The sequence below is a fragment of the Geodermatophilus sp. SYSU D00079 genome (assembly GCF_054050635.1).
Window position 1 is genome coordinate 1 of record NZ_JBJGZS010000032.1, and the last position, 24,077, is coordinate 24,077.

25 protein-coding genes are annotated in these 24,077 nt (G+C 76.4%); 20 read left to right on the forward strand and 5 right to left on the reverse strand.

All coding sequences use genetic code 11. The annotated features are described in order from the left end of the window. Window positions 1-97 precede the first annotated feature (97 nt). Window positions 98-307 carry a dodecin gene (locus ACI79E_RS19845; RefSeq protein WP_456934295.1) on the reverse strand — a complete coding sequence of 70 codons (210 nt, stop codon included), beginning with the start codon at window positions 305-307 and terminating at the stop codon, window positions 98-100. A 168-nt stretch (window positions 308-475) separates the two neighbouring features. Here ACI79E_RS19845 and ACI79E_RS19850 point away from each other — a divergent pair, with 168 nt between their 5' ends. After that, entirely contained in the window at window positions 476-2,197 is a 1,722-nt protein-coding gene (locus tag ACI79E_RS19850) for an FAD-dependent oxidoreductase (protein ID WP_456934296.1), read from the forward strand. Between the two features lie 16 nt (window positions 2,198-2,213). On the opposite strand, the gene ACI79E_RS19855 is transcribed toward ACI79E_RS19850, so the two are convergent. After that, on the reverse strand, window positions 2,214-2,657 hold the full coding sequence (locus ACI79E_RS19855) for a TIGR03618 family F420-dependent PPOX class oxidoreductase (RefSeq protein ID WP_456934297.1): 444 nt from the start codon (window positions 2,655-2,657) through the stop codon (window positions 2,214-2,216). A 42-nt stretch (window positions 2,658-2,699) separates the two neighbouring features. After that, window positions 2,700-3,407, reverse strand: a complete 708-nt coding sequence (locus ACI79E_RS19860) for an alpha/beta fold hydrolase (protein ID WP_456934298.1) — start codon at window positions 3,405-3,407, stop codon at window positions 2,700-2,702. Between the two features lie 146 nt (window positions 3,408-3,553). Between ACI79E_RS19860 and ACI79E_RS19865 the strand changes: the two genes are divergently transcribed. The 3 genes from ACI79E_RS19865 (at window position 3,554) to ACI79E_RS19875 (ending at window position 7,877) form a co-directional block, all read left to right on the forward strand. Beyond that, window positions 3,554-5,128, forward strand: coding sequence for an FAD-dependent monooxygenase (locus ACI79E_RS19865; protein WP_456934299.1), 1,575 nt, complete (start codon window positions 3,554-3,556; stop codon window positions 5,126-5,128). Window positions 5,129-5,154: 26 nt separating this feature from the next. Continuing rightward, on the forward strand, window positions 5,155-6,849 hold the full coding sequence (locus ACI79E_RS19870; RefSeq protein ID WP_456934300.1) for a (2,3-dihydroxybenzoyl)adenylate synthase: 1,695 nt from the start codon (window positions 5,155-5,157) through the stop codon (window positions 6,847-6,849). A gap of 179 nt (window positions 6,850-7,028) precedes the next feature. Continuing rightward, a complete protein-coding gene (locus ACI79E_RS19875; RefSeq protein ID WP_456934301.1) occupies window positions 7,029-7,877 on the forward strand; it encodes a mycofactocin-coupled SDR family oxidoreductase in 849 nt (282 codons plus the stop codon). A gap of 54 nt (window positions 7,878-7,931) precedes the next feature. Here the strand turns inward: ACI79E_RS19875 and ACI79E_RS19880 are convergent, their stop codons facing one another. Further along, on the reverse strand, window positions 7,932-8,135 hold the full coding sequence (locus ACI79E_RS19880) for a hypothetical protein (RefSeq protein ID WP_456934302.1): 204 nt from the start codon (window positions 8,133-8,135) through the stop codon (window positions 7,932-7,934). A gap of 66 nt (window positions 8,136-8,201) precedes the next feature. Here ACI79E_RS19880 and ACI79E_RS19885 point away from each other — a divergent pair, with 66 nt between their 5' ends. From ACI79E_RS19885 to gcvP, 16 genes are all read left to right on the forward strand, one after another. Further along, window positions 8,202-9,080 carry an alpha/beta fold hydrolase gene (locus ACI79E_RS19885; RefSeq protein WP_456934303.1) on the forward strand — a complete coding sequence of 293 codons (879 nt, stop codon included), beginning with the start codon at window positions 8,202-8,204 and terminating at the stop codon, window positions 9,078-9,080. Between the two features lie 251 nt (window positions 9,081-9,331). Next, window positions 9,332-9,898 (forward strand): hypothetical protein, encoded by a 567-nt coding sequence (locus ACI79E_RS19890; protein ID WP_456934304.1) that lies wholly within the window; start codon window positions 9,332-9,334, stop codon window positions 9,896-9,898. A gap of 108 nt (window positions 9,899-10,006) precedes the next feature. Then, window positions 10,007-10,882, forward strand: coding sequence for an alpha/beta fold hydrolase (locus tag ACI79E_RS19895; protein WP_456934305.1), 876 nt, complete (start codon window positions 10,007-10,009; stop codon window positions 10,880-10,882). 128 nt (window positions 10,883-11,010) lie between these two features. Next, window positions 11,011-11,562, forward strand: a complete 552-nt coding sequence (locus ACI79E_RS19900) for an AAA family ATPase (protein ID WP_456934306.1) — start codon at window positions 11,011-11,013, stop codon at window positions 11,560-11,562. A gap of 144 nt (window positions 11,563-11,706) precedes the next feature. Then, a complete protein-coding gene (locus ACI79E_RS19905) occupies window positions 11,707-11,907 on the forward strand; it encodes a DUF1918 domain-containing protein (protein ID WP_456934307.1) in 201 nt (66 codons plus the stop codon). Window positions 11,908-11,910: 3 nt separating this feature from the next. Beyond that, window positions 11,911-13,980 (forward strand): elongation factor G-like protein EF-G2, encoded by a 2,070-nt coding sequence (locus tag ACI79E_RS19910; protein ID WP_456934308.1) that lies wholly within the window; start codon window positions 11,911-11,913, stop codon window positions 13,978-13,980. 129 nt (window positions 13,981-14,109) lie between these two features. After that, window positions 14,110-14,775: a CDP-alcohol phosphatidyltransferase family protein gene (locus tag ACI79E_RS19915; RefSeq protein ID WP_456934309.1), complete on the forward strand. Its 666-nt coding sequence runs from the start codon at window positions 14,110-14,112 to the stop codon at window positions 14,773-14,775. Next, entirely contained in the window at window positions 14,772-15,698 is a 927-nt protein-coding gene (locus ACI79E_RS19920; RefSeq protein ID WP_456934310.1) for a DUF881 domain-containing protein, read from the forward strand. Before ACI79E_RS19915 ends, ACI79E_RS19920 begins: the two co-directional genes overlap by 4 nt. Window positions 15,699-15,701: 3 nt before the next feature. Further along, complete coding sequence (locus tag ACI79E_RS19925; RefSeq protein ID WP_456924003.1) at window positions 15,702-16,034, forward strand: small basic family protein; 333 nt, start codon at window positions 15,702-15,704, stop codon at window positions 16,032-16,034. Then, window positions 16,031-16,933 (forward strand): DUF881 domain-containing protein, encoded by a 903-nt coding sequence (locus ACI79E_RS19930; protein WP_456934311.1) that lies wholly within the window; start codon window positions 16,031-16,033, stop codon window positions 16,931-16,933. Before ACI79E_RS19925 ends, ACI79E_RS19930 begins: the two co-directional genes overlap by 4 nt. A 40-nt stretch (window positions 16,934-16,973) precedes the next feature. Then, window positions 16,974-17,375 carry a glycine cleavage system protein GcvH gene (gcvH, locus tag ACI79E_RS19935; RefSeq protein ID WP_456934312.1) on the forward strand — a complete coding sequence of 134 codons (402 nt, stop codon included), beginning with the start codon at window positions 16,974-16,976 and terminating at the stop codon, window positions 17,373-17,375. Between the two features lie 313 nt (window positions 17,376-17,688). Then, complete coding sequence (odhI, locus tag ACI79E_RS19940) at window positions 17,689-18,204, forward strand: oxoglutarate dehydrogenase inhibitor Odhl (protein ID WP_456934313.1); 516 nt, start codon at window positions 17,689-17,691, stop codon at window positions 18,202-18,204. Window positions 18,205-18,253: 49 nt separating this feature from the next. Then, window positions 18,254-18,979 (forward strand): transcriptional regulator FtsR, encoded by a 726-nt coding sequence (gene ftsR / locus ACI79E_RS19945; protein WP_456934314.1) that lies wholly within the window; start codon window positions 18,254-18,256, stop codon window positions 18,977-18,979. Window positions 18,980-19,095: 116 nt separating this feature from the next. Then, window positions 19,096-19,584 (forward strand): bifunctional nuclease family protein, encoded by a 489-nt coding sequence (locus ACI79E_RS19950; RefSeq protein ID WP_456934315.1) that lies wholly within the window; start codon window positions 19,096-19,098, stop codon window positions 19,582-19,584. Between the two features lie 266 nt (window positions 19,585-19,850). Beyond that, window positions 19,851-20,423 carry a MerR family transcriptional regulator gene (locus tag ACI79E_RS19955; protein WP_456924009.1) on the forward strand — a complete coding sequence of 191 codons (573 nt, stop codon included), beginning with the start codon at window positions 19,851-19,853 and terminating at the stop codon, window positions 20,421-20,423. A 96-nt stretch (window positions 20,424-20,519) separates the two neighbouring features. Beyond that, the gene (gcvP, locus tag ACI79E_RS19960; RefSeq protein WP_456934316.1) at window positions 20,520-23,531 is read left to right on the forward strand and encodes an aminomethyl-transferring glycine dehydrogenase; all 3,012 of its coding nucleotides are present in this window, start codon (window positions 20,520-20,522) and stop codon (window positions 23,529-23,531) included. A 179-nt stretch (window positions 23,532-23,710) separates the two neighbouring features. On the opposite strand, the gene ACI79E_RS19965 is transcribed toward gcvP, so the two are convergent. Then, window positions 23,711-23,914, reverse strand: coding sequence for a DUF5999 family protein (locus ACI79E_RS19965; protein ID WP_456934317.1), 204 nt, complete (start codon window positions 23,912-23,914; stop codon window positions 23,711-23,713). Between the last annotated feature and the right edge of the window lie 163 nt (window positions 23,915-24,077).

The following is a 24,077-nucleotide window of genomic DNA, read 5'->3' on the forward strand; positions in this document are numbered from 1 at the left end:
CCCCCCCGCGCCCCCCGCCCACCCCCCCCCCAGCACACCCCCCCCCGCCCCCCCCCCCCCCCCCCCCCCCCCCCCCCCCCCCCCCCGGCCTCGGGAGCTAGTCCTCCACGCGGAAGCCGATCTTCATCTCGACCTGGAAGTACGCGACGTCGCCGTTCTCGACCATGCCGCGGATCTGCTGGACCTCCAGCCACTCGATGTTCCGCACGGTCTGCGATGCCTTGCGCACCGCCGTGCGGATCGCGTCGTCGACGCTGGTGGGGGAACTGCCGACGATCTCGCTCATCCGGTAGACGTGGTTGCTCAACCCAACTCCTCAGGGAGGCAGCCCGGACGGCTGCGGGGGCTCCACCGTGGCAGATGACCGCGCGGTCGGCGCCCCGGACGCCTGGTCCGGACGGCGCGGCCGCACGCCTTGACCGGGAGCGCCGGACGCGCTGGGCTGTCGCCCACCCCCTCCGCACCGGAGGCCCCCATGCCTCTCCCCGACGAGATCCCCGCCCCCCGCACCGAGGCGACGGCTGCGTCGCCGGCCCGGGAGTCCGCCGCTCCGGTCCCCGACGACCGTTCCCCCGAAGCCGTCGCCGACGTGGTCGTCGTCGGCGGTGGCGGAGCCGGTCTGCCCACCGCGCTGTTCAGCCGCTGGCTCGGCAACGAGGTGGTGCTGCTGGAGAAGGCCGACGAGCTCGGCGGCACGGCCCGCAAGGCGGCCTTCTGGTACTGGGTGCCGGCCAACGAGCCGATGCGGGCGGCGGGCACCGTCGACGAGGAGGCGGACTTCCTGCGGTACGTGGCCCGGCTGTCCCGCCCCACCGCCTACGACCCCACCTCACCGACCCTGGGCCTGGCGCAGTGGGAGTACGACGCGTGCCGGGCGGTCTACGCCAGCGCCTCGCCGGCCGCCGAGCTGCTGGCCGAGCGCGGCGCCCTGGAGTACCGGCACTGCGCGGAGGTCCCGGACTACTGGTCGGAGCTCCCCGAGGACAAGGCGCCCACCGGGCGGGTCCTGGTCCCGCGCGGCGCCCGGGAGAGCATGTCCGACGGCGGTGTCGTCGCGGTGGAGTCGATGAGCGCCGCGGCCCGCCGCGACGGCGTGGACGTCCGCACCGGCCACCGGGTGCAGCGCCTGGTGGTCCGCGACGGCGCGGTCGTCGGCGTGGAGGCGACCACGAGGGACGGCCGCACGCACCGCGTCGCCGCCCGCAAGGCCGTCGTCTTCGCGACCGGCGGGTTCACCCACGACGTCGAGCTGCGGCGGGCCCACCTGCCCGCCGGGGTCTACGGCGGGTGCGCCGCGACCACGAACGAGGGCGACTTCCTCGCCATCGCCGCGCCGCTGGGCGCCCAGCTGCGGAACATGAACCGCGCCTGGATGTGCCCGATCCCGCTGGAGCGGGCGGTGGCGCGGGACCCGGGCCTGATCGGCATGTTCTCCGTCGCCGGCGACTCGATGCTCTTCGTCGACAAGACCGGCCGGCGGGTGGTCAACGAGAAGCTGCAGTACAACGAGCTGGCCCAGGTCTTCTCCACCTGGGACGGCGGCAGGGGCGAGTACCCCCACCTCGTGCTGGTGCAGATCTGGGACCAGCACAGCCAGGACCACTCGGCCAGCGACGAGTACGGCCGGCTGATCGTGCCGCCCGGCACCGACGACTCGCACGTCATCCGGGGCGACACCCTCGAGGCGCTCGCCGACGCCATCGGCGAGCGGCTGCGCCGGTACGCGGCGGTGACCGGTGGGCTCACCCTCGCCCCCGACTTCGTCCCCACCCTGCGCAGGACCATCGAGCGGTTCAACGGCTTCGCCGAGCGCGGCGTCGACGAGGACTTCCACCGCGGCGAGAAGGCGGTGCAGCTGCTGTTCAACGGGCCGGTCGCGGACGAGCCGGGCCGATCCAACCCCACCATGTGGCCGATCAGCGACCTGGGCCCGTACTACGCCGCGCTCGTCACCGGCGGCACGCTCGACACCAAGGGCGGCCCGCGCACCACCCCCGACGGCCAGGTGCTCGACGACACCGGGACGCCGGTCCCCGGCCTGTACGGGGTGGGCAACTGCGTCGCCTCCGCCTCCGGTCAGGCCTACTGGGCCGGTGGGGCCACCCTCGGCCCGATCATCGCCTTCGCCCACCGGGCCGCGCAGGCCGCCGACCGGGAGCCGACGCGGCAGCCGGCCGCCGTCGCCGGCCGGGCGTGAGGGTCGCCGGCGGCGGTCACCGGTTGCTGTAGACCCGGGCCGGGTCGACGAGGACGGCGGTGCGCCGCTGCTCGGCCATCACCCGGTCGTACTCCTCCCAGCCGTCGTGCCGGCCACCGGCCGCGGTGAACACCGCGCGCAGCAGCAGCCGCAGCGCGTCGGGCCCCTCCAGCCACGGCTGCGGGTCGTCCGGCCCGGCCAGCTGCGCGCGGCCCTCCACCGTCGCCCACTCCCAGCCGTGCCGGAAGGTGAGGCCCACCTGCGGCCGGGCGCGCAGGTTGGCCAGCTTGACCGGGCCGTAGGTCACGAACGCCACCACGCGCTGCCCGGTGGCCGGGTGGGGGAGCAGCCCCGCGTTCACCACCGACGCCTGGATGGTGGCGTCGGCCCGCAGCGTGGCGACCACCGCGAGGTGGTGGTCGCCGGCGGCGAGCGCCGAGACGTCGTCGAGGTCGGTCATGCCGTGCAGCGTGGCACCGATCCCGGGCGGTGGGCTCCCGGGCTACCCCGCCCGGCCCGCGGCGGTAACCCGCTCGGCGACGAGGTCGGCGACCGCCTCGGGCCGGGAGGCGGCGGGGCTGTGCCCGGACGCCCACTCCACCGTGCGGGTGGCCCGCCGCGCCATCGCCCGCTGCCGCTCGGGGTGCACCACCTCGTCGGCGGTGCAGACCACGAAGGTCGACGGCACCGTCCGCCAGGCGATCGCCGCGGGCACCCCGCGGAAGACCGCCCGGGCGACGGGGCGCAGCCGGGCCGCGGCGGCCGCCGCGACCTCGGCCGGTGCGTCGCCGTACAGCAGCCGCGGGCCGAGCTCGGGGTCCAGGCCCACCTCCTCGCCGGACACCCGCACCGCCTCGCCCAGCCGCGTGTCCGGCAGGCCCTCCCCGGCGCGGGTGCGGCTGACCGACTCGCCCTCGTCGAGCTGGAACGCCGCGAGGTAGACCAACTCGCGCACCAGCGGGTGCGTGCCCGCGCCGGTGACGACCGCCCCGCCGTAGGAGTGGCCGACCAGCACCGCCGGCCGGCCGAGGTCGTCGAGGGCGTCGAGCACCGCTCGGGTGTCGGAGGGCAGGTCGGTCAGCGGCAGGTCGACGGCGACGCTGTCGACGCCGCGCGCGGCCAGGGCGGTGCGGACGGCGTCCCAGCACCACGCGCCGTGCCAGAGGCCGTGCACCAGGACGGCGGCGGGGGTCGTCGGGGTGTGCTCCACCCGAGGCAGTGTGGCCGTCCCCGCCCCGCGGCCCGGCGGCGGGCCACCTCCCCGGACGGCGGGCGCGGGCGTGGTGTGGCGTGCGCCCCGTCGTGCCAGGGTGGGGCCGGATGTGGGGTGGGGACCCCGGGTGGAGGGGAGGCCGGGTGCGGATCGCGGTGCTCGGCGGCGGGCCCGGCGGCCTGTTCGCCGCGACGCTGGCCCGCGGCGCCGACCCGTCGCGCGAGGTGACGGTCCTCGAGCGCAACCGGGCCGAGGACACCTTCGGCTTCGGGGTGGTCTTCTCCGACGCGACGCTGGCCGGCATCCACGACGCCGACCCGGTGCTGCGCACGGCCCTCACCGAGCACGGCGTGCACTGGGACCCGATCGAGGTCCGCTTGCGCGGGGAGCGGCTGCGCTGCGGCGGCAACGGGATGGCCGCCGTGGAGCGGAGGACGCTGCTGTCGCTGCTGCAGCGGCGGGCGGTCGAGGCCGGCGTCGACGTCCGCTTCTCCACCGAGGTCCACCCGGAGGACGTCCTGGCGGCCGGCTACGACCTGGTGGTCGCCGCCGACGGCGCCAACTCCCGGGTGCGCGAGCGCTTCGCCGACGTCTTCAGGCCCTCGGCCGAGACGGCGACCGCCAAGTTCGTCTGGCTGGGCACCACCTATCCCTTCGAGGGGCTCACCTTCGTGCACGAGCGCGGGCCGCACGGGGTGTTCGCCGTCCACGGGTACCCGATCGGCACCGGCGTCTCGACCTTCATCGTCGAGACCGACGAGGACTCCTGGCGCGCCGCCGGCCTCGACGCGTTCGACGTCACCGCGCCCCCCGGCCCGAGCGACGAGAAGACCCGGGCCTACCTGCAGGAGCTGTTCGCCGGGCAGATCGACGGGCACCCGCTGCTGGTCAACAACTCCCGGTGGGGCAACTTCCGCACCCGCCGCACCCGGCGCTGGCACCACCGCGTCGGCGGCACCGCGATCGCGCTGCTCGGCGACGCCGCCCACACCGCGCACTTCTCGGTCGGCTCCGGCACCAAGATGGCCATGGAGGACGCCGTCGCGCTGGTCGCGGCCCTCGACGAGCACCGCGACGACGTCGACGCCGCGCTCGAGCAGTACGAGGCGGTCCGGCAGCCGCAGGCGGCGCGGATCCAGGACTCCGCCCGCCCCAGCCTGTCGTGGTGGGAGCACTTCGGCCGCAGCCACGACGCGCTGCCGCCCTGGCAGTTCGCCTACCACTTCTTCACCCGGTCGCTCACCGACGCCCGGCTGCGACGGCGCGACGACGGCTTCGTCGACGCCGTCCACGCGCGCTGGCGCGCCGAGCACGGCGCCGAGCCGCTCGACAGCCCCCTCGAGGTCGCCGGGCAGGTGCTGCCCGGGCGGGTGGTGGCGGTCGAGCCGGACGCCGTCCGGCTGCCCACCGGCCGGCTGCCCCTGCGCACCGGCCCCTCCGCCGGCGGGCCGTGGGCCCTGGCCGTGCCGACCCCGGACGACGAGACGGGCCTGCCGGCCGCGCTGGACGTCCTCGCCGCGGGGCTGGCGGCCGGTGCGGCGCTGGTGGCCGTCCGCGGCGGGAGCCCGCTGACCCGCCGCCTGCTCGGCGAGGAGGCACGCCTGGGCCGCGGCGCGCCCACCCTGACCGTCGAGGACGCACCGGACGACGACGCCGCGACCACCGCGGTGCTGTCGGGGCGCACCGACCTGGTCGGCGTGCCGGTCGGCGCGTCCTGACCCCGTCCGCGAGGAGGCGCACCGACATGGCCGAGCACGGCACCGCGACCCCGGTCCGTGAGGGCGTCGTCCCCTGGCCCGAGGAGCTCGCCCGGGAGTACACCGAGCGCGGCTGGTGGCGCGGGCAGTCCCTCGGCGCGGAGCTGTGGACCGCGGCCGACGCCCGTCCGGACGCCGTCGCCCTCGTCGACGGCGACGTCCGGTTGACCCACCGGTCCCTGACCGCCCGGGCCGACGCCCTGGCCGCGCGGCTGGTCGACGACCTCGGCCTGGCCCGCGGCGACCGGATCGTGGTGCAGCTGCCCAACTGCTGGGAGTTCGTCGTCCTGACGCTGGCCTGTCTGCGGGCCGGGATCGTGCCGGTCATGGCGCTGCCGGGGCACCGCCGCCACGAGCTGTCGTACCTGGTCGACCACAGCGAGGCCGCCGCGCTCGCGGTCCCCGGCGTGCTGCGCGGCTTCGACCACCAGCAGATGGCCGCCGAGCTGGCGGCCGGCGCCCCGGCGCTGCGGCACGTGCTGGTCGCCGGCGACGACGTGCGACCGGGCGGCACCGGCCTGACCGGGCTCTGCGACCCGGCGGGGGACACCGGCCGGGACCGGTGGGACGCCGACCCGCCCGACAGCCGGGACGTCGCGGTGTTCCTGCTCTCCGGCGGGACGACCGGCCTGCCCAAGCTGATCGCCCGCACCCACGACGACTACGCCTACAACGCCCGGGCCAGCGCGCAGCTGTGCGGCCTCGGGGAGGACACCGTCTACCTGGTGGCGCTGCCCGCCGCGCACAACTTCCCGCTGGCCTGCCCCGGCATCCTGGGCACGCTGCTGGCCGGCGGCCGGGTGGTCATGCTCGCCTCGCCCGAGCCGGAGCGGGCCTTCGCCACCATCGCGGCCGAGGGCGTCACGGTCACCGCGGCCGTGCCCGCCGTCGCCCAGCGCTGGCTGCAGCACGGCGCGGCGCAGCTGGGCAGCCTGCGCCTGCTCCAGGTGGGCGGGGCACGGCTGGCCGACGAGGTCGCCCGGCAGGTGCGCCCGGTCCTGGGGGCCACGCTGCAGCAGGTGTTCGGCATGGCCGAGGGGCTGCTCAACTACACCCGCCTCGACGACCCCGAGGAGGTCGTCTGCACCACCCAGGGCCGGCCGCTGAGCCCTGGCGACGAGGTGCGCGTGGTCGACGAGTCCGACCGCGACGTGCCCGACGGCACCCCCGGCGCGCTGCTCACCCGCGGCCCGTACACCCCGCGGGGCTACTACCGCGCCCCCGAGCAGAACGCCCGCGCCTTCACCCCCGACGGCTGGTACCGCAGCGGCGACGTCGTGCGCCGCCGGCCCGACGGCAACCTGGTGGTCGAGGGCCGGGACAAGGACATGATCAACCGCGGCGGCGAGAAGATCAGCGCCGAGGAGGTGGAGAACCTCGTCTACCGGCTGCCGCAGGTCGCCCAGGTCGCCGCGGTGGCCATGCCCGACGCCGAGCTGGGGGAGCGGGTGTGCGCCTACGTCGTCCTCCGGCCCGGCACGACGCTCACCCTCGACGAGGTCCGGGCCGCCATGGCCGCCGCGGGCGTCGCCCGCACCACCTGGCCCGAGCGGCTGGAGCTGGTCGGCGCCCTGCCCACCACCACCGTCGGCAAGATCGACAAGAAGGCGCTGCGCGCCGACGTCGCCGCCCGGCTGGGCGCGGGCGGCCCCGCCGCACCCGACGACGCCGCCCCCGCCTGAGCGCCCGCGCACCGGAGGGACCCTCGCCCGCCCGGTCGGGAGCACCATGACCGGCGTCGCACCCCGAACCCCGGAGCCCACGGCGCCCGGCGCCGGCGGACCGGGCCCGCGGGGCCGGCGACGGCCCGAGCGGCCACCGAGGGCGCTCCGGCGCCCTCCCGTCGAGAGGGAGACGCACCGTGGGACGAGTCGAGGGGAAGGTCGCGTTCATCACCGGGGCGGCGCGGGGGCAGGGCCGCTCCCACGCCGTCCGGCTGGCCCAGGAGGGCGCCGACGTCATCGCGGTGGACGTCTGCCAGGACCTGCCCTCGGTGCCCTACCCGGGCGCCGGTGAGCAGGACCTGGCGGAGACGGTCCAGGAGGTCGAGGCGCTCGACCGGCGGATCCTCGCCCGGCGCGCCGACGTCCGCGACCTGGCCGCACTGCAGGGCGTCGTCGAGGAGGGCCTGGCGGAGTTCGGCCACATCGACGTGGTCGTCGCCAACGCCGGGATCCTCAGCTTCGGCGGGGTGCTCGAACTCGACGAGGACGTCTGGCAGGAGGTGGTCGACGTCAACCTCACCGGCGTGTGGAAGACCGTGCGCGCGGCCGCGCCGTCGATGGTGGAGCGCGGGCAGGGCGGGTCGATCATCCTGACCAGCTCGGTCGCCGGGCTCGTGGCGTACCTGGGGTTCGCCCACTACGTCAGTGCCAAGCACGGGGTCACCGGCCTGATGCGGGCGATGGCGATGGAGCTGGCCCCGCACATGATCCGGGTCAACTCCGTGCACCCGACCACCGTGGACACCCCGATGGTGCAGAACCCCGCGACCTACGAGCTGTTCGGGCTGGGCGGCGCCGGCCGCGAGGACGCCAGCCGGGCGTTCCGGGCGGTCAACGCGCTGCCGGTGCCGTGGATCGACGCGGTCGACGTCAGCAACGCCGTCCTCTACCTCGCCTCCGACGAGTCCCGGTACGTCACCGGCCTCACGCTGACGGTGGACGCCGGCGCCACCGCTCCGTACAAGCCGCCGCCCCCGGAGGACTGAGGTCCAGCGGCGCCCGGGCCATGGCAGGGGCGCCGGCTCGGGTGTGCGGCGGCCTCAGGAGAGGGCCTGCTCCCGGCACCGCGGGCACACGTCGTCGGACCCCAGTCCGCGCCGCCCGCTCCAGCTGCCCTGGACGACGGCGACCGGCGTGCCGCAGACCGCCACCCACGGCGGCGGTCCGTCGGCGTCGGCGCGGGGGACGGCGTGCGCCCGCCCCGTCTCCTGCTCCCGGCCGGCCACGTGGTCGCTGCTCGTCATGGCCCCAGCATGACCGCCTCGGGAAACCGGTCGACGCGGCGCCCGCCCGCGGGTCACGGTGGCGGCATGGACCACCGCATCCCCGTGGACGACGGCGTCGAACTCTGGGCCGAGGAGCGCGGCGACCCCGCCGCTGCGCCGCTGCTGCTGGTCATGGGGGCCAACGCCAGCGGCCTGACCTGGCCTGAGGCCCTGGTCGACCGGCTGGCCCGGCAGCACCGGGTGGTGCGCTACGACCACCGCGACACCGGCCGCTCCACCCGCGCCTTCGAGCAGCGCCCCTACGCCGTCCGGGACCTCGCCACCGACGCCGTCCGGGTGCTCGACGCGCTCGGCATCGACCGGTCCCACGTCGTCGGCATGTCGATGGGCGGCATCCTCGTCCAGCTGCTGCTCCTCGACGCCCCGGACCGGCTGCGCAGCGCCACCCTCCTGTGCACCTGCGCGCTGGGCACCGGCCTGGCCGGCGGGAGTGCGGACCTGCCCGGACCGGCGGAGCACGTGGTGGCCTACTGGGCGTCCATGGGGGAGGAGCGGGACGCCGAGGCCGAGCTGGCCTGGCGGGTCGAGCACTGGCGGCTGCTCAACGGGGACGGCGTGCCGTTCGACCCCGCGGAGTTCCGGGCCCTGGAGGAGCGGGTCATCGCCCACAGCGGCACGCCGCGCGGCCCGGTGGCGCACGCGCTGGCCGACCAGTCCGGCCTCGACCGGGGCGCGGAGCTGGCCGCCGTCCGGGTGCCGACGTTGGTGGTCGAGGCGCCGGAGGACCCGGTCAACCCGCCGCCGCACGCGGCGCACCTGGCCGCGGTGATCGGCTCGGCCCGGCTGGCCACGGTGCCGGGGATGGGGCACGCGCTGCCGGCCGCCGTCGTCGGGCCGCTGGGCGAGCTGATCGCCGCCCACACCGCCGCCGTGGACGCCGGGGTGGGCGATCCGGCCCCCTGAGCGGCACCGTCCGGGGGCACATGCCCCCGGGCGCCGGGTCGGTCCGGCACGCAGCGGCCACGGGGGCTGCCCCCGCCGGGCACGCGGGCGGGGTCGACCCCGGAGGCGCGTACGACCGTTATCCCTAACAAACCGCGCCGACGACACGGATCCCCCGGACCCACAGCAAGGCCGGGGGCGCCTCCCAGGGCCACCACAGGCGCGCCCCCGACGCTCGGGACGACCCACCACCCACCGGCGAGGAGACCCCCGTGCGCAGGACGTTCGTCATCACCACCACCACGGCCGGCGTGCTGGCGCTGTCCGGCCTGGCCGTGGCCGTGCCGGCACTGGCCGACACCGACGGCACCGGGGCGGCCTCGTCCTCCGCGGTGGACCGGGTCCGGGACGCGCTCTCGGGTCTGGTCTCCGACGGCTCCCTCAGCGAGGAGCAGGCCGACGAGGTCGCCAGCACGCTGGGCGAGGCCGGCCTCGGCGGCCGCGGGGACCACGGCGGCCGGCCGGGTCTCGCGGCGGCCGCCACGGCGCTCGGCACGACCGAGGAGGAGCTGCGCACCGCCCTCGCGGCCGACGGCGCCACCCTCGCGACGGTCGCTGCGGACCGCGGCGTCGACCGGGACACGCTGGTGACCGCGCTGACGGAGGCGGCGCGGGAGCGCATCGCCACCGCCGTCGAGGACGGCCGGCTGAGCCAGCAGGAGGCCGACCAGCGGCTGGCGGAGCTGGGGGAGCGCATCGAGGCGCTGGTGGACCGCACCGGCCCGGGCTCCCACGGCCCGGGCCCGGGCTCCGGGCCGGGCGACGACGCCGACGACTGACCCGCGACGAGAGCACCGGGCGGCGCCACCTCCCAGGGGTGGCGCCGCCCGTCGTCCCGGCGCCCGCTCCCGGCGCGGCGGAGGCGCCGTCGGCCGTAGCCTCCGCGCATGCCACCCACGGAACTGCAGGTCCCCTCGGCGCCCGACGTCGCCGTCACCGCCTACCGCTGGGACCCCGCCGGCCCGCCGCGGGGTGTCGTGCAGCTCACCCACGGCATGGGTGAGCACCTGCTGCGCTACGAGCCGCTGGCCGCCGACCTCACCGCGGCCGGGTTCGTCGTCGTCGGCCAGGACCACCGCGGGCACGGCGCCACCGCCCGCGACGGGCGGTGGGGCGAGCTGGGCCCGGGCGGCTGGGACGAGCTGGTGGGCGACATCGGCCGGGTCGCCGACCGGGTCCGGGCCGACCTGCCGGGCCTGCCGCTGGTGCTGCTCGGCCACAGCATGGGCTCCTTCGCCGCCCAGCAGTACGTGCTCGACCACGGCGACGAGCTCGCCGGGCTGGTCCTCACCGGCACCGCGGCCCTGGACCTGCTGGAGCCGGCCCTGGACCTCGACGCGCCCCTGGACCTCTCGGCGTTCAACGCCGCCTTCGCCCCGGCCCGCACCGACTACGACTGGCTCACCCGCGACGAGGCGCAGGTCGACGCGTACGTGGCCGACCCGCGGTGCGGCTTCGGGCTGTCCCAGGCCGACGGCCGGCAGATGTTCGTCTCGGCGCGGCAGCTCGCCGACCCGGCGCGGCTCGGCGGCCTGCGCGGTGACCTGCCGGTGTACGTCGCGGTCGGCGACCAGGACCCGGTCGGCGGCGCGCTGGCCCTGGTCCACGGGCTCGTGCAGCGGCTGCGGGACGCCGGCCTGACCGACGTGACCCTGCGGGTCTACGAGGGCGCCCGGCACGAGGTGTTCAACGAGACCAACCGTGACGAGGTCGTCGCCGACCTGCTCGGCTGGCTGGACCGCGTGGTGCCGCCCACCGCCTGACCCGGACGGGACCAGCCGCTCGCCGCCGCCGGGGCGCCACGGCGGCGCTCCCAGGGAGCCCACAGCCGACGCCCCGGGAACACCGAGGCCGGCGGCGCACCCTGGCGGGTCCAGGTAGGGAGGTGGGCGTGCGCACCGGAGCACTCGTGCAGGAGGACCGGCCGCCGGCCGCGGACGGCGGCCGGCTGCTCGTCGTGGTCGGCGGGCTGCCCGGCAGCGGCAAGACCACGCTGCTGCGCCGGCTGCTCGCCCGGGACGTGCCCGGCGTCGTGGGACTGGACTCCGAGCAGGTCCCCGGTGCGGCCGGGTCGCGCGTCCCCTACCGGCTGCTGCGCCCGTGGGTGCACACCCGCCACCGGTGGCGGGTGCTGCGGAGCATCCGGGGGCCGGTCCCCGTCGTCGTCCTCACCGACCCCTGGACCCGCCCGCGCTGGCGCGGCCTGGTGCTGCGGGCCGCCCGGCGGGCCGGCCGGGAGGTGCGCCTGGTGCTGCTCGACGTGGCCCCGGAGCTGGCCGCGCACGGGCAGGTGGCGCGCGGCCGGCGCATCCCCGCCCGCTCCATGCGGCGGCACACCGCCCGGTGGGCCGCGCTGCGGCGCGCCGCGGGCCGGCAGCCGGCGCTGGTGGTGGACCGCGACCGCGCCGGCCGGCTGACCCTCGCCGAGCTCCTCGGCCGCTGACCGCCGCGGCCCGGGCCCCGCGCGGGCCGGGTCGCGGCCGCCGGGGGAGGGTCCGGCGGCCGCGGGCGGCGGGCCCTTGATCGGGCCCCGCACCGCGGGCAGGCTGTGAGCCACACCACAGACCGGGACCGCCGGGAGGCCGCCGTGCAAGCTCGAGTCGGGGACAGGATCGTCGTCCACTCCACCCACCAGGGAGAGCCGGAGCGCACCGGCAGGGTGGTCGAGGTGCGGGGCCAGGGTGGCGGGCCGCCCTACGTCGTCGAGTGGGACCCCGACGGGCACACCGGGGTCTTCCACCCGGCCGCCGGGTCCTGCGCCGTCGTCCCCGAGCCGGCGAACGGCTGACCGGTGGCGAAGGAGACCGCGACCGCGCCGGCCCCGCGACCGGCGAGCAAAGTGCGCAACGTGGCCCTGGTGGGCCACGCCGGAGCAGGCAAGACCACCCTCGCCGAGGCGCTGCTGGTCGCCACCGGGGCGCTGCCCCGCGCCGGCCGGGTCGAGGACGGCACCACCTGCCTGGACAACGAGGAGGTGGAGGTCCGCCAGCAGCGGTCGGTCTCCCTCGGCGTGGCCACCGTCGAGCACGCCGACCACCGCATCACCCTGCTGGACACGCCGGGCTCGCCGGACTTCGTCGGTGAGCTGCGCGCCGGGCTGCGGGCGGCCGACGCCGCCCTGTTCGTGGTCTCCGCGGTGGCCGGGGTCGACGCCGGGACCGTGCAGCTGTGGGAGGAGTGCGCCGCCGTCGGCATGCCCCGCGCGGTGGTCATCACCCAGCTCGACCGCGCCCGCGCCGACGTCGAGGAGACCGTCCGGCTGTGCCAGACGATGCTCGGCGAGGGCGTCTACCCCGTGCACCTGGTCGAGCGCGGGCCGGACGGGTCCGTCTCGGGCCTGGTGAACCTGCTCGAGCCCGGTGCGGGGGCCCCCGACGCCGACCGGCTCCGCAGCGAGCTGATCGAGGGCATCATCGGCGAGAGCGAGGACGAGGCGCTCATGGAGCGCTACCTCGCCGGCGACGAGCTCGTGCAGGGCGACCTGATGAGCGACCTGGGGACCGCGGTCGCCCGTGGCCACTTCCACCCGGTGCTCTGTGCCGCCCCGCTGGCCGGCATCGGCATCGACTCCCTGCTCTACCTCATGGTCAACGGCTTCCCGTGCCCGATGGAGCACGGCTGCCCGCCGGTCACCCGGCCCGACGGCGCCCCGGCGCCGCCCCTGTCCTGCGACCCCGACGGCCCGCTGGTCGCCGAGGTGGTCAAGACCACGACCGACCCCTACCTGGGCCGCGTCTCGCTCGTGCGGGTGTTCTCCGGCACCCTGCGCCCGGACACCCCCGTCCACGTCTCCGGACACGGCATGGCCGACCGCGGGCACCCCGACCACGACGTCGACGAGCGCATCGGCGCGGTGTCCTCCCCGCTGGGCTCCACCCTGCGCCCCGTCGCCGCCTGCCCGGCCGGCGACATCTGCGCCGTCGCCCGGCTGGCCTCCGCCGAGACCGGCGACACCCTCTCCGCACCGGAGGACCCGCGCCTGGTCCCGCCGTGGGACCTGCCCACCCCGCAGCTGCCGGTCGCCCTCGAGGCGGCGTCCCGCTCCGACGAGGACCGGCTGGCCACCGCGCTGACCCGGCTGGTCGCCGAGGACCCCACGGTGCGCCTGGAGCGCCGACCCGACACCGGCCAGCTGCTGCTGTGGTGCGTGGGCGAGGCCCACGCCGAGGTGCTGCTGGAGCGGCTGCGCGTGCGCCACGGCGTCTCGGTGACCACCGTGCCGGTCCGGGTGCCGATGGTGGAGACCCTGGCCGGCCCGGCCCGCGTCACCGGCCGGCACGTCAAGCAGTCCGGCGGGCACGGCCAGTACGCGATCGTGGTCGTCGAGGCCGAGCCGGGCGCCCCCGGCTCGGGCATCGTCTTCGAGCAGCGGATCGTCGGCGGCACGGTGCCCAGCCAGTTCCACGGCAGCGTGGAGAAGGGCGTCCGGGCCCAGGCCGAGCGGGGCGTGTCCGGTGACCGCCCGATCGTCGACGTGCACGTCACGCTCGTCGACGGCAAGGCGCACTCGGTCGACTCCTCCGACGCCGCCTTCCAGGCCGCCGGTGCCCTCGCCCTCCGGGAGGCGGTGGCCGCGGCCGGCACCCGCGTCCTGGAGCCGTGGTGCGAGGTCGAGGTCGTCGTCCCGGGGGAGTACGTCGGGGCGGTGATGAGCGACCTGTCCGGACGGCGGGCGCGGGTCACCGGCAGCGACGCCGACCCCGACCGCGACCGGACGACGGTGCGCGCCGAGGTGCCCGAGGTGGAGCTGCTCACCTACGCCGGGGCGCTGCGCTCGGTCTCCCACGGCACCGGCAGCTTCACCCGCCGGCCGATGGGCTACGAGCCGGCGCCGGCCTCCCTGACCGCCGTGCCCGCGTAGGCGGGCCCGTCCGCGTCCAGGGCCGCTCCTGGACGCGGGCGGGGCACGGGGCAGCCCGGTGCGCCGTTGCGAGCAGTGTCCGGTGGGGGCACTAGCCTCGCAGGCGGTGTTCAGCAGGCTGGAGGTCTCGTGACGTCGTCCAACGGTTCCTCGGCGGCGGTCCCGGCACCCCTCGCCGACGGGGGCCGGCCGGGCCCGGTCGTCTCCGACCGCAACGAGCTGCCCGACCGGGTCTGGACGCTGCCGAACGCGCTGTCGGTGCTGCGGCTGCTCGGCGTGCCGCTGTTCCTGTGGTTGCTGCTGGGCCCCGAGGCCGACGGCTGGGCGGTGCTGGTGCTGGCGCTGTCGGGCGTCACCGACTGGGCCGACGGCAAGCTCGCCCGCGCCCTGGGGCAGTCCAGCCGGCTCGGGGCGCTGCTGGACCCGGCCGCCGACCGCCTCTACATCATCGCCACGCTGGTCGCCTTCGTGCTGCGCGACGTCGTGCCGCTGTGGGTGGTGGCCGTGCTGCTGGGCCGGGAGCTGGTGCTCGGGCTGATGATGCTGCTGCTGGGCCGCCACGGGTACCCGCCGCTGCAGGTCCACTACCTGGGCAAGGCGGCCACGTTCATCCTGCTCTACGCCTTCCCCCTGCTCCTGCTCGCCGACGGCGAGGGCCCGGTCGCCGCGGTGGCCCAGCCGCTGGCCTGGGCGCTGACCATCTGGGGCGGGGTGCTCTACGTCCTCGCCGGGGTCTTCTACGTCGCCCAGGTGGTGGGCATCCTCCGCGCCGAACGCGCCGGGACGGGGCCGTGACCTCGACGCTGCAGCGCGGCGGGGGGCCGCGCTCGCTGGGCGCCTCGCTGCTGGACCAGGTGCTGGCCGAGACGCTCGACCCGGCCTACCGGCAGGCCGCCGAGGCCGCCGCGGCCCGCGCCGCGGCGGGGGAGGAGCGCTCCCCGCGCCGTCGCCGCTGGGGGCAGGGCGCGGTCGCGCTGGTCATGGCCGTCACCGGCGTGCTCGCCGCGGTCACCTACGACCAGGCCGCCGCCGGGGCGCAGGGCCGCGAGCAGGTGCGCGAGGCGCTGGTGGCCGACATCGAGGAGGAGTCCGAGCTGACCGACGGGCTGGCCGCCGAGCTGGAGCAGCTGCGCCGCGACGTCAGCACCGCCCGGGACGACGCCCTGGCCGCCACCGCCGTCGGCCAGCGGGCCCTGGAGGAACTCGCCGACGCCGAGCTGGCCGCCGCCCTCGAGCCGGTCACCGGCCCGGGCCTGCTGGTCACCCTGGCCGACGCCGAGCCCGACGCCGACGCCGACCCGGTGGGCGGGGCGGGGGAGGAGGACCCCCGCGGCCAGGTGCTGGACGGGGACCTGCAGGTGGTGGTCAACGCGCTGTGGGCGGCCGGCGCCGAGGCGGTCGGCATCAACGGCCGCCGGCTGGGGCCCACCACCGCCATCCGGTTCGCCGGCGAGGCGGTGCTGGTCGACTTCCGCCCGGTCGCCAACCCCTACCTGGTCAGCGCCATCGGTGACCCCGACACCCTGCGGTCCCGGTTCCTGGCCAGCCCCGAGGTGGTCGCCCTCGCCGGCTACTCCGAGTCCTTCGGACTCCGTTTCGACTTCGCCCAGGAGGACGAGCTGTCCCTGCCCGCCGGGAGCTCCCCGCAGCTCCGATCCGCCGCGCCCCTGTCCGAGGAGCCCGAGGCGCCGGCACCCGACCCCACGCCCGGAGGCTGAGCCGTGATCCCCGTCATCGGTCTGGCGGTGGGCGTGGTCCTGGGCCTCGTCTTCGACCCCACCGTGCCGCTGTGGCTGCAGCCCTACCTGCCGATCGCCGTCGTCGCCGCCCTGGACGCGGTCTTCGGCGGCGTCCGGGCGCGCTTCGACGGCATCTTCGACGCGAAGGTGTTCGTCATCTCCTTCGTGTCCAACGTGGTGGTGGCCGCCCTCATCGTCTTCCTCGGCGACCAGCTCGGCGTGGGCGCGCAGCTGTCCACCGCCGTCGTCGTCGTCCTCGGCATCCGCATCTTCGGCAACGCCGCCGCGATCCGGCGGCACGTCTTCCGGGCATGAGCGCCCAGGACCGGCCGGCGGACCCGCCGGAGGAGACCCCCCGACCGCCCGGCGACGACGCGCCGGCGCCGGCCCCCGAGGCGGGCGGCGACACCCCCGCGACGGACCACGCCGCACCCCCGGACGGCGACCCCCCCGCGCCCGCCGCCGCGGACGGCGGGCCGGCGGCGTCCGCTGGAGCCGGGAGCCCGGCCGCCCCGGCCCGCCGCCGGCGGCGCGACCCGCTGGCCGCGCTGCTCATCACGGTGCTCACCCTGCTGCTCGGGTTCGCCTTCGCCGTCCAGGTGCGCAGCACCGGCACCGGCGAGGACCTCGCCGGCGCCCGCGAGGAGGACCTCGTGCGCATCCTCGACGAGCTCAACGCCAGCGAGGACCGCCTCCGGGCCCAGATCGCCGACCAGCGCGCCGCGCTGCGGGAGCTCACCAACACCGACAGCCAGACCGAGGCGGCCCTGCAGGAGGCCCGGGACCGGGCCGAGGCCCTGGGCATCCTCAACGGCACCGTGGCCGCCCAGGGGCCCGGGCTGGTCATGACCATCCGCGACCCGGAGGGCGGGGTCCGCGTCGCCGACCTGCTCGACGCCGTCCAGGAGTTGCGTGGCGCCGGCGCGGAGACGATGCAGATCGACGGCGTCCGGGTCGGGGTCTCCACCGCCGTCACCGGCGAGCCCGGGCAGCTGCGGGTCGACGGCCAGGAGGTGAGCAGCCCCTACGAGGTGCTGGTCATCGGCTCCCCGCAGGACCTCCAGACGGCGATGAACATCCCCGGCGGCGTCGTGGACCGGGTGGGCCGCCAGGGCGGGACCGTGGAGATCCAGCAGTCCGACGACGTCGTCGTCGACGCGTTGCGGCCGCTGGACACGCCTCAATACGCTGCGCCGGACGACGGCGACGACTGAAACGCCCGCTCTTCCCACCCGTGACTGGAGACGACGCCGCATGGCCACCCCCGACGACCGCCGCTACACCGACCAGCACGAGTGGGCCCAGCTGCAGGACGGCGGCGGGGCGGCCGTCGTCCGGGTGGGGATCACCGACCACGCGCAGGACGCGCTGGGCGACATCGTCTTCGTCCAGCTGCCGGAGGTCGGCACGGAGGTGGGCCCGGGCAACCCGATCGGCGAGGTGGAGTCCACCAAGTCGGTGTCGGACGTCTACTCGCCGGTGTCCGGCGTGGTCAGCGCGGTCAACGAGGCGCTCACCGACGCCCCGGAGACGATCAACGCCGACCCCTACGGCGCCGGCTGGCTGGTGGAGATCCAGCTGCCCGACGGCGCCGGTGACCCCACCGAGGGGCTGCTGGACGCCGCCGCCTACCAGGCGCTGGTCGACGCCGGCTGACGCCGGCGCGGGGAGCAGCCCGGCGGCGAGCGGGGCCGGCCCGGCAGCCGCGGGACGACCCCGCCGGAGCCCCCGCGGGCGATCACTATGCTCACCCGGGGCGGGATCCCGCGGCACCCTCGTGGGCGCCGCGAGCCCACCCTGAACGTCCGGTTGACCCTCGGGTCAGCCGCTGGTTCCATGACCCACGGCCCGCCGTGACCCACACGGCGGTCGACCCACGACGGGCTGTCCGGCCCGTCGTCCGCCGGCCGCCCGCGGCCACTCGACCTGGCCCGCGGCGGTGCCACCCCTTGCACCGGAGGAGACAGACGTGCACTGCACTCGTTGTGGCCACAACAACCCCGAGGGCAGTCGCTTCTGCGCGCAGTGCGGCGCGGCGCTGTCCCAGGAGCGCATCGGTGAGTCCACCAGCGTCATCCCCAAGGTGGGCGGCGAGGACTCCGCGGAGACCCCCGAGGTCACCGAGAGCGAGGCCCACGCCGGCGCGGTGGAGTCGCTGCCCGCGGGCTCGGCGCTGCTGGTCGTCAAGCGCGGCCCGAACGCCGGCAGCCGCTTCCTGCTCGACCAGGACGTGACGACCGCCGGCCGCCACCCCGACAGCGACATCTTCCTCGACGACGTCACCGTCAGCCGCCGGCACGTGGAGTTCCACCGCGAGGGCGGCGGCTTCTCCGTCCACGACGTCGGCAGCCTCAACGGCACCTACGTCAACCGCGAGCCGGTCGACGTCGCCTCCCTGGCCGGCGGCGACGAGGTGCAGATCGGCAAGTTCCGGCTCGTGTACCTCACCGGTCCGCGCACGGGCGAGCCCGCTCCTCGCCCGTGAAGCCCCGGGAACGCCCCTCCCGGGGGTCGTCCCCGGCGCCGACGGCGGCGTGAGCGCGGTGGCCTCGCGCGCGAGCGCGTTCGGGGACGCCGACGACCAGCACGCCCCCCGCCTGACCATCGGCGAGGTGCTGACCGTCCTGCGCGACGACTTCCCCGACGTGACGATCAGCAAGATCCGTTACCTGGAGTCCGAGGACCTCGTCCACCCGCAGCGCACGCCGTCGGGCTACCGGAAGTTCTCCTCGGCCGACGTCGCCCGGCTGCGGTACGTGCTGGCCGCCCAGCGGGACCAGTACCTCCCGCTGAAGGTCATCAAGGAGCACCTGGACGCGCTGGACCGGGGCGAGCCGCTGCCCGGCTCGGCACCGGCGCCGTCGGGGGGAGCGCCCGCGGAGCGGGCGGCCGGCAGCCTGCCGGCGGAGGAGTTCGCCCGGGCGGCCGGCCTGGAGCCGGGGCAGCTGGCCGACTGCGTGCAGTTCGGCCTGCTGGCCCCCGACGCCGACGGCCGGCACCCGGCCGCGGACCTGCCCATCGCCCGGGCGGCGGCGGGGCTGGCCCGGCACGGCATCGAGCCGCGGCACCTGCGCGTCTACCAGAACGGCGCCGAGCGCGAGGCCGGGCTGGTGGAGCAGCTGGTCGCACCGGTGCTGCGGGCGCGGTCGGAGGAGGCCCGGACCCGCGCCACGGAGAAGCTCCAGGAACTGGCCACCCTGTCGGCGCAGCTGCACGGCGCGCTGCTGGAGGCACGGCTCCGGGACCTCCTGCGCCCCTGACTCCGGCGTACCGTGGTCGCCGTCGGCCCCCGCGGAGGGCTCGGCACCCGACCCGTCCACCAGCCGCCCGACCGATCCACCGCCCCTAGCGGGCCCGCAGCTGAGGGAGCCCCATCGTGCAGGAACTCAGAGTCGTCGGGGTCCGGGTCGAGCTGCCCGGGAACCAGCCGATCCTGTTGCTCAAGGAGACGCAGGGGGAGCGGTACCTGCCGATCTGGATCGGCGCGGTGGAGGCCGCCGCGATCGCCTTCGAGCAGCAGGGGGTGCGGCCGGCGCGGCCGATGACCCACGACCTGCTCAAGGACGTCGTCCGCGCGCTGGGCGCCACCCTCGAGGCGGTCAACATCACCGAGATGCGCGACGGCATCTACATCGCCGAGCTGGTCTTCGGCAACGACCGCGTGGTCAGCGCCCGCCCGTCGGACGCCGTCGCGCTCGCCGTCCGCACCGGGACGCCCATCTACGGCGCCGAGGACCTGCTGGACGAGGTCGGCATCGAGATCCCCGACGAGCAGGAGGACGAGGTCGAGAAGTTCCGCGAGTTCCTCGACCAGATCTCCCCGGAGGACTTCGGGGCCGGCTCCGGCTCCGGCGGCACCCCCTGACCCGGCCTCCGCACCTCCGTGGTCACTCCCGTCACACCGGCCACGGAGGTACCGGAACGGCTCAAGTCCGGTGCGCCACCTGCCGATACCCCTCGGAAGGATGAGTGCGGCGACACGCCGCCCGCCTCAGTTGACCGACCCCTGGGCCCGGCTTACGGTCGGCGAACAACACCGGTGTGACACCTGGGACGTGCAGTGACACGGACGACGGTGCGCCCGCCGGGTCGCCGCGGCGAACGCTGCGGGACGCAGAGGAGGACGCTGACGTGAGCGACCAGAGCAACGGCTCCCAGGGTCAGCTCTTCAGCGACGCCGCTGTGGGGGCGCCGTCCTACGACGAGGTCGACAGCGACCTGGTCGGGTACCGCGGCCCGACGGCGTGTGCCGCTGCCGGCATCACCTACCGCCAGCTGGACTACTGGGCCCGTACCGGCCTGGTCGCACCCTCGGTGCGCAGCGCCACCGGCTCGGGCACCCAGCGGCTGTACTCGTTCCGCGACATCCTCGTGCTCAAGGTCGTCAAGCGGCTGCTGGACACCGGGGTCTCGCTGCAGAACATCCGCAAGGCCGTCGACCACCTGCGCAACCGCGGCATCAAGGACCTCGCCAACGTCACCCTCTTCTCCGACGGTGCCACGGTGTACGAGTGCACCTCCGCCGAGGAGGTCGTCGACCTGCTCGCCGGCGGGCAGGGGGTGTTCGGCATCGCCGTCTCCGGTGCGCTGCGCGAGCTCTCCGGTGAGCTCGCCGAGCTGCCGGCCGAGCGCATCGACGGCGGCACCGTGCACCCCGCCGACGACGAGCTCTCGCTGCGCCGCCGCCGTCGCGCGGCCGTCTGAGGGGACGCCTCCCCCCACGGGCATCCCGCGCGGTGCGCCCCGTGGGGTGCGATCGCCGATCCGGCCGGGGGCCGGAGCGCTGGTAGCGTCGATGTAATGGCGGACCGTGCCCCTGAGTCCCTGCCCGCACTCTCCGCGCTGGACCCGTCGGGGTCCTTCGCCTCCCGGCACATCGGCCCGCGGCCGGCCGAGACCGAGGCGATGCTCGCGGCCGTCGGACACCCCTCGCTGCAGTCGCTGGTCGATGCCGCGGTGCCCGAGGGGGTGCACGACCGGACGCCGCTGGACCTGCCCGCGGCCGCCGACGAGGCGACGGTGCTGCGGCTGTTGCGGGACCGCGCGGCCGCCAACGACGTCTACACCTCGATGATCGGGCTGGGCTACTCCAGCACCGTCACCCCGGCGGTCATCCAGCGCACCATCCTGGAGAACCCGGCCTGGTACACCGCCTACACCCCGTACCAGCCGGAGATCAGCCAGGGCCGCCTCGAGGCCCTGATCAACTTCCAGACGATGGTGGCCGACCTGACCGGTCTGCCGGTCGCCGGCGCCTCGATGCTGGACGAGGCCACCGCGGCCGCCGAGGCCATGACGCTGGTGCGCCGCGCCGGCCGGGCCACGGCCGACGCCGTCTTCGTCGTCGACGCCGACACCCTCCCGCAGACCCTCGCCGTCCTCCGCACCCGCGCCGAGCCGCTCGGCATCCCCCTGCACGTCACCGACCTGTCCGGCGGCTGGCCGGCCGACCTGCCCGGGGCCGGCGCGTTCGGCGTCCTGCTGTCCTACCCGGGCGCCAGCGGCGCCGTCCGCGACCACCGGGCCCTGGCCGCCGCCGCCCACGAGGCCGGCGCCGCGGTCGTGGTCGCCGCCGACCTGCTCGCGCTGACCCTGCTGGAGGCGCCGGGGGAGTGGGGCGCGGACGTCGCCTGCGGCAGCAGCCAGCGCTTCGGCGTCCCCATGGGCTACGGCGGGCCGCACGCCGGCTACCTGTCGGTGCGCGAGGGCCTGGCCCGCCAGCTGCCCGGCCGGCTGGTCGGGGTGTCGGTGGACGCCGACGGCGACGTCGCCTACCGGCTGGCGCTGCAGACCCGCGAGCAGCACATCCGCCGGGAGAAGGCGACCAGCAACATCTGCACCGCCCAGGTGCTGCTCGCGGTCATGGCCGGCGCGTACGCGGTCTACCACGGCGCCGAGGGCCTGACCGCGATCGCCGCCCGCGTGCACCGCAGCGCGCAGACCCTGGCCACCTGGCTGCGCGCCGGCGGGGTCGAGGTCGTCCACGACCGGTTCTTCGACACCGTCCAGGCGCGGGTGCCCGGCCGCGCGGCCGAGGTGGTGGCCGCCGCGGCGCAGCGGCGGGTCAACCTGCGGCTGGTGGACGCCGACACGGTCGGCGTCGCCTGCGACGAGACGACGACGCCGGACACGCTGCGCGTGGTGGCCGCGGCCTTCGGCGTCCCGGCGGACGGCACCGGCGAGGGTCGGGCGGCGCTGGAGGACGGCGGTGCCGACGCGCTGCCGCCGGGGCTGCGCCGCCGCACCCCGTTCCTCACGCACCCGGTGTTCTCCGCGCACCGCTCGGAGACCGCGCTGCTGCGCTACCTGCGGTCCCTCGCGGACAAGGACCTCGCGCTGGACCGCACGATGATCCCGCTGGGCTCCTGCACGATGAAGCTGAACTCGGCGGTCGAGATGGCCGCGATCACCTGGCCGGAGTTCGCCCAGCTGCACCCCTTCGCCCCGGCCGAGCAGGCGCGCGGCTACCGGCAGCTGATCGACGAGCTGTGCACCGCGCTGGCCGAGATCACCGGCTACGCCGCGGTGAGCGTGCAGCCCAACGCCGGGTCGCAGGGCGAGTTCGCCGGGCTGCTGGCCATCCGCGGCTACCACCACTCCCGGGGCGAGGCGCACCGCGACGTCTGCCTCATCCCCTCCTCCGCCCACGGCACCAACGCCGCGAGCGCGGTGATGGCCGGCATGCGGGTCGTCGTGGTCGCCTGCGACGAGGCGGGCAACGTCGACGTGGCCGACCTGCGGGCCAAGATCGACCAGCACGCCGCGCGGCTGGCCGCGATCATGATCACCTATCCGTCGACGCACGGGGTGTTCGAGACCGAGATCCAGGAGATCTGCGCGGCGGTCCACGACGCCGGCGGCCAGGTCTACGTCGACGGCGCCAACCTCAACGCGATGGTGGGGCTCGCCCGGCCGGGCCGGTTCGGCTCCGACGTCAGCCACCTGAACCTGCACAAGACGTTCTGCATCCCGCACGGCGGCGGCGGCCCGGGGGTGGGCCCGATCGGCGTCCGGGAGCACCTGGTGCCGTTCCTGCCCGGCCACCCGCTGGTCGACACCGGCGCGCGGGGGCCGGCGGTGTCGGCGGCGCCGTGGGGCTCGGCGGGCATCCTGCCCATCTCGTGGGCGTACCTGCGGCTGATGGGCCCCGACGGGCTGACCCGCGCCACCGAGCACGCCATCCTCGGGGCCAACTACCTGGCCGCGCGGCTGCGCGAGCACTACCCGGTGCTCTACACCGGCGCCGGTGGGCTGGTCGCCCACGAGTGCATCCTCGACATCCGGCCGCTCACCAAGGCCACCGGCATCACCAACGACGACATCGCCAAGCGGCTGGTCGACTTCGGCTTCCACGCCCCGACGATGAGCTTCCCGGTGGCCGGCACGCTGATGGTCGAGCCGACCGAGAGCGAGGACAAGGGCGAACTGGACCGGTTCGTCGACGCGATGGTCGCCATCCGCGAGGAGATCGGGAGGGTGGCCGCCGGCGAGTACGACCGCACCGACAACCCGCTGCGCAACGCCCCGCACACGCTGGCGATGCTCGCGGGGGAGTGGGACCGGCCCTATCCGCGGGAGGAGGCCGTCTTCCCCGTCCCGGCCCTGCGCGGGCGCGGGTACCTCGCGCCGGTGCGGCGCATCGACCAGGCCTACGGCGACCGCAACCTGGTGTGCTCGTGCCCGCCGCCGGAGGCCTTCGAGGAGCCGGCGCCCGCCCCGGCGGTCCGGGCACGGGTGCCCGGGCGGGCCGAGGGCTCGCCGGACGACATGGGCACCGCGGCCGACGCGCTGCCCGCCGGCGCCCAGGCCTGACGCGCGGCCGGCGGCCGCGCAGCGCGGCCGCCGGCCCCCGGCCAGCACGCCCTCGGCGGTCGTGCGCCGCCCGTACTACCGTTATCCCCAACACGACGCGGCTCGAACCGCGCACGGGAACAACAGCAGCGACGAGGGGAGGGGCCGGCGCCCGGGCGGTGCCGGGCGCCGGCCGGCGGTCAGTGGGCCGCGAGCTGCGGCGCCAGCCAGGCGCGGTGGTCGGCGACGACGCGGCCGTCGGGGAGCAGTTCGCCGTCGTCGTCGAACAGGACGACGCCGTTGCACAGCAGGCTCCAGCCCTGTTCGGGGTGGCTGCTCACCACCGCGGCGAGGTCGCGCAGGTCGCTGGTGGCGTCAGGGCAGGGGGATACGTGGGAGCACATCGGGTTCTCTCCGATCGACCCGGCGGGGCGCGCCGGTTTCACTGAGGGTGGCGGTCCGGTGACCGGACGTTCCCGAGTGTGGGCGGCGCGGCCGGCGCTGTCAGGTGACGAACCTCACGACCTCACCCGATCGGGTCGTCAGGACTCGCCAGGGCGGCCGTGC

Bases quoted from the DNA above. Each gene is read 5' to 3' on its own strand.
- ACI79E_RS19855 (WP_456934297.1), bottom strand. From the start codon at position 2,657: ATGACCGACCTCGACGACGTCTCGGCGCTCGCCGCCGGCGACCACCAC.
- ACI79E_RS19965 (WP_456934317.1), bottom strand. From the start codon at position 23,914: ATGTGCTCCCACGTATCCCCCTGCCCTGACGCCACCAGCGACCTGCGC.
- ACI79E_RS19850 (WP_456934296.1), top strand. From the start codon at position 476: ATGCCTCTCCCCGACGAGATCCCCGCCCCCCGCACCGAGGCGACGGCT.
- ACI79E_RS19930 (WP_456934311.1), top strand. From the start codon at position 16,031: ATGAGCGCCCAGGACCGGCCGGCGGACCCGCCGGAGGAGACCCCCCGA.
- ACI79E_RS19885 (WP_456934303.1), top strand. From the start codon at position 8,202: ATGGACCACCGCATCCCCGTGGACGACGGCGTCGAACTCTGGGCCGAG.
- ACI79E_RS19870 (WP_456934300.1), top strand. From the start codon at position 5,155: ATGGCCGAGCACGGCACCGCGACCCCGGTCCGTGAGGGCGTCGTCCCC.
- ACI79E_RS19880 (WP_456934302.1), bottom strand. From the start codon at position 8,135: ATGACGAGCAGCGACCACGTGGCCGGCCGGGAGCAGGAGACGGGGCGG.
- gcvH (WP_456934312.1), top strand. From the start codon at position 16,974: ATGGCCACCCCCGACGACCGCCGCTACACCGACCAGCACGAGTGGGCC.
- gcvP (WP_456934316.1), top strand. From the start codon at position 20,520: ATGGCGGACCGTGCCCCTGAGTCCCTGCCCGCACTCTCCGCGCTGGAC.
- ACI79E_RS19895 (WP_456934305.1), top strand. From the start codon at position 10,007: ATGCCACCCACGGAACTGCAGGTCCCCTCGGCGCCCGACGTCGCCGTC.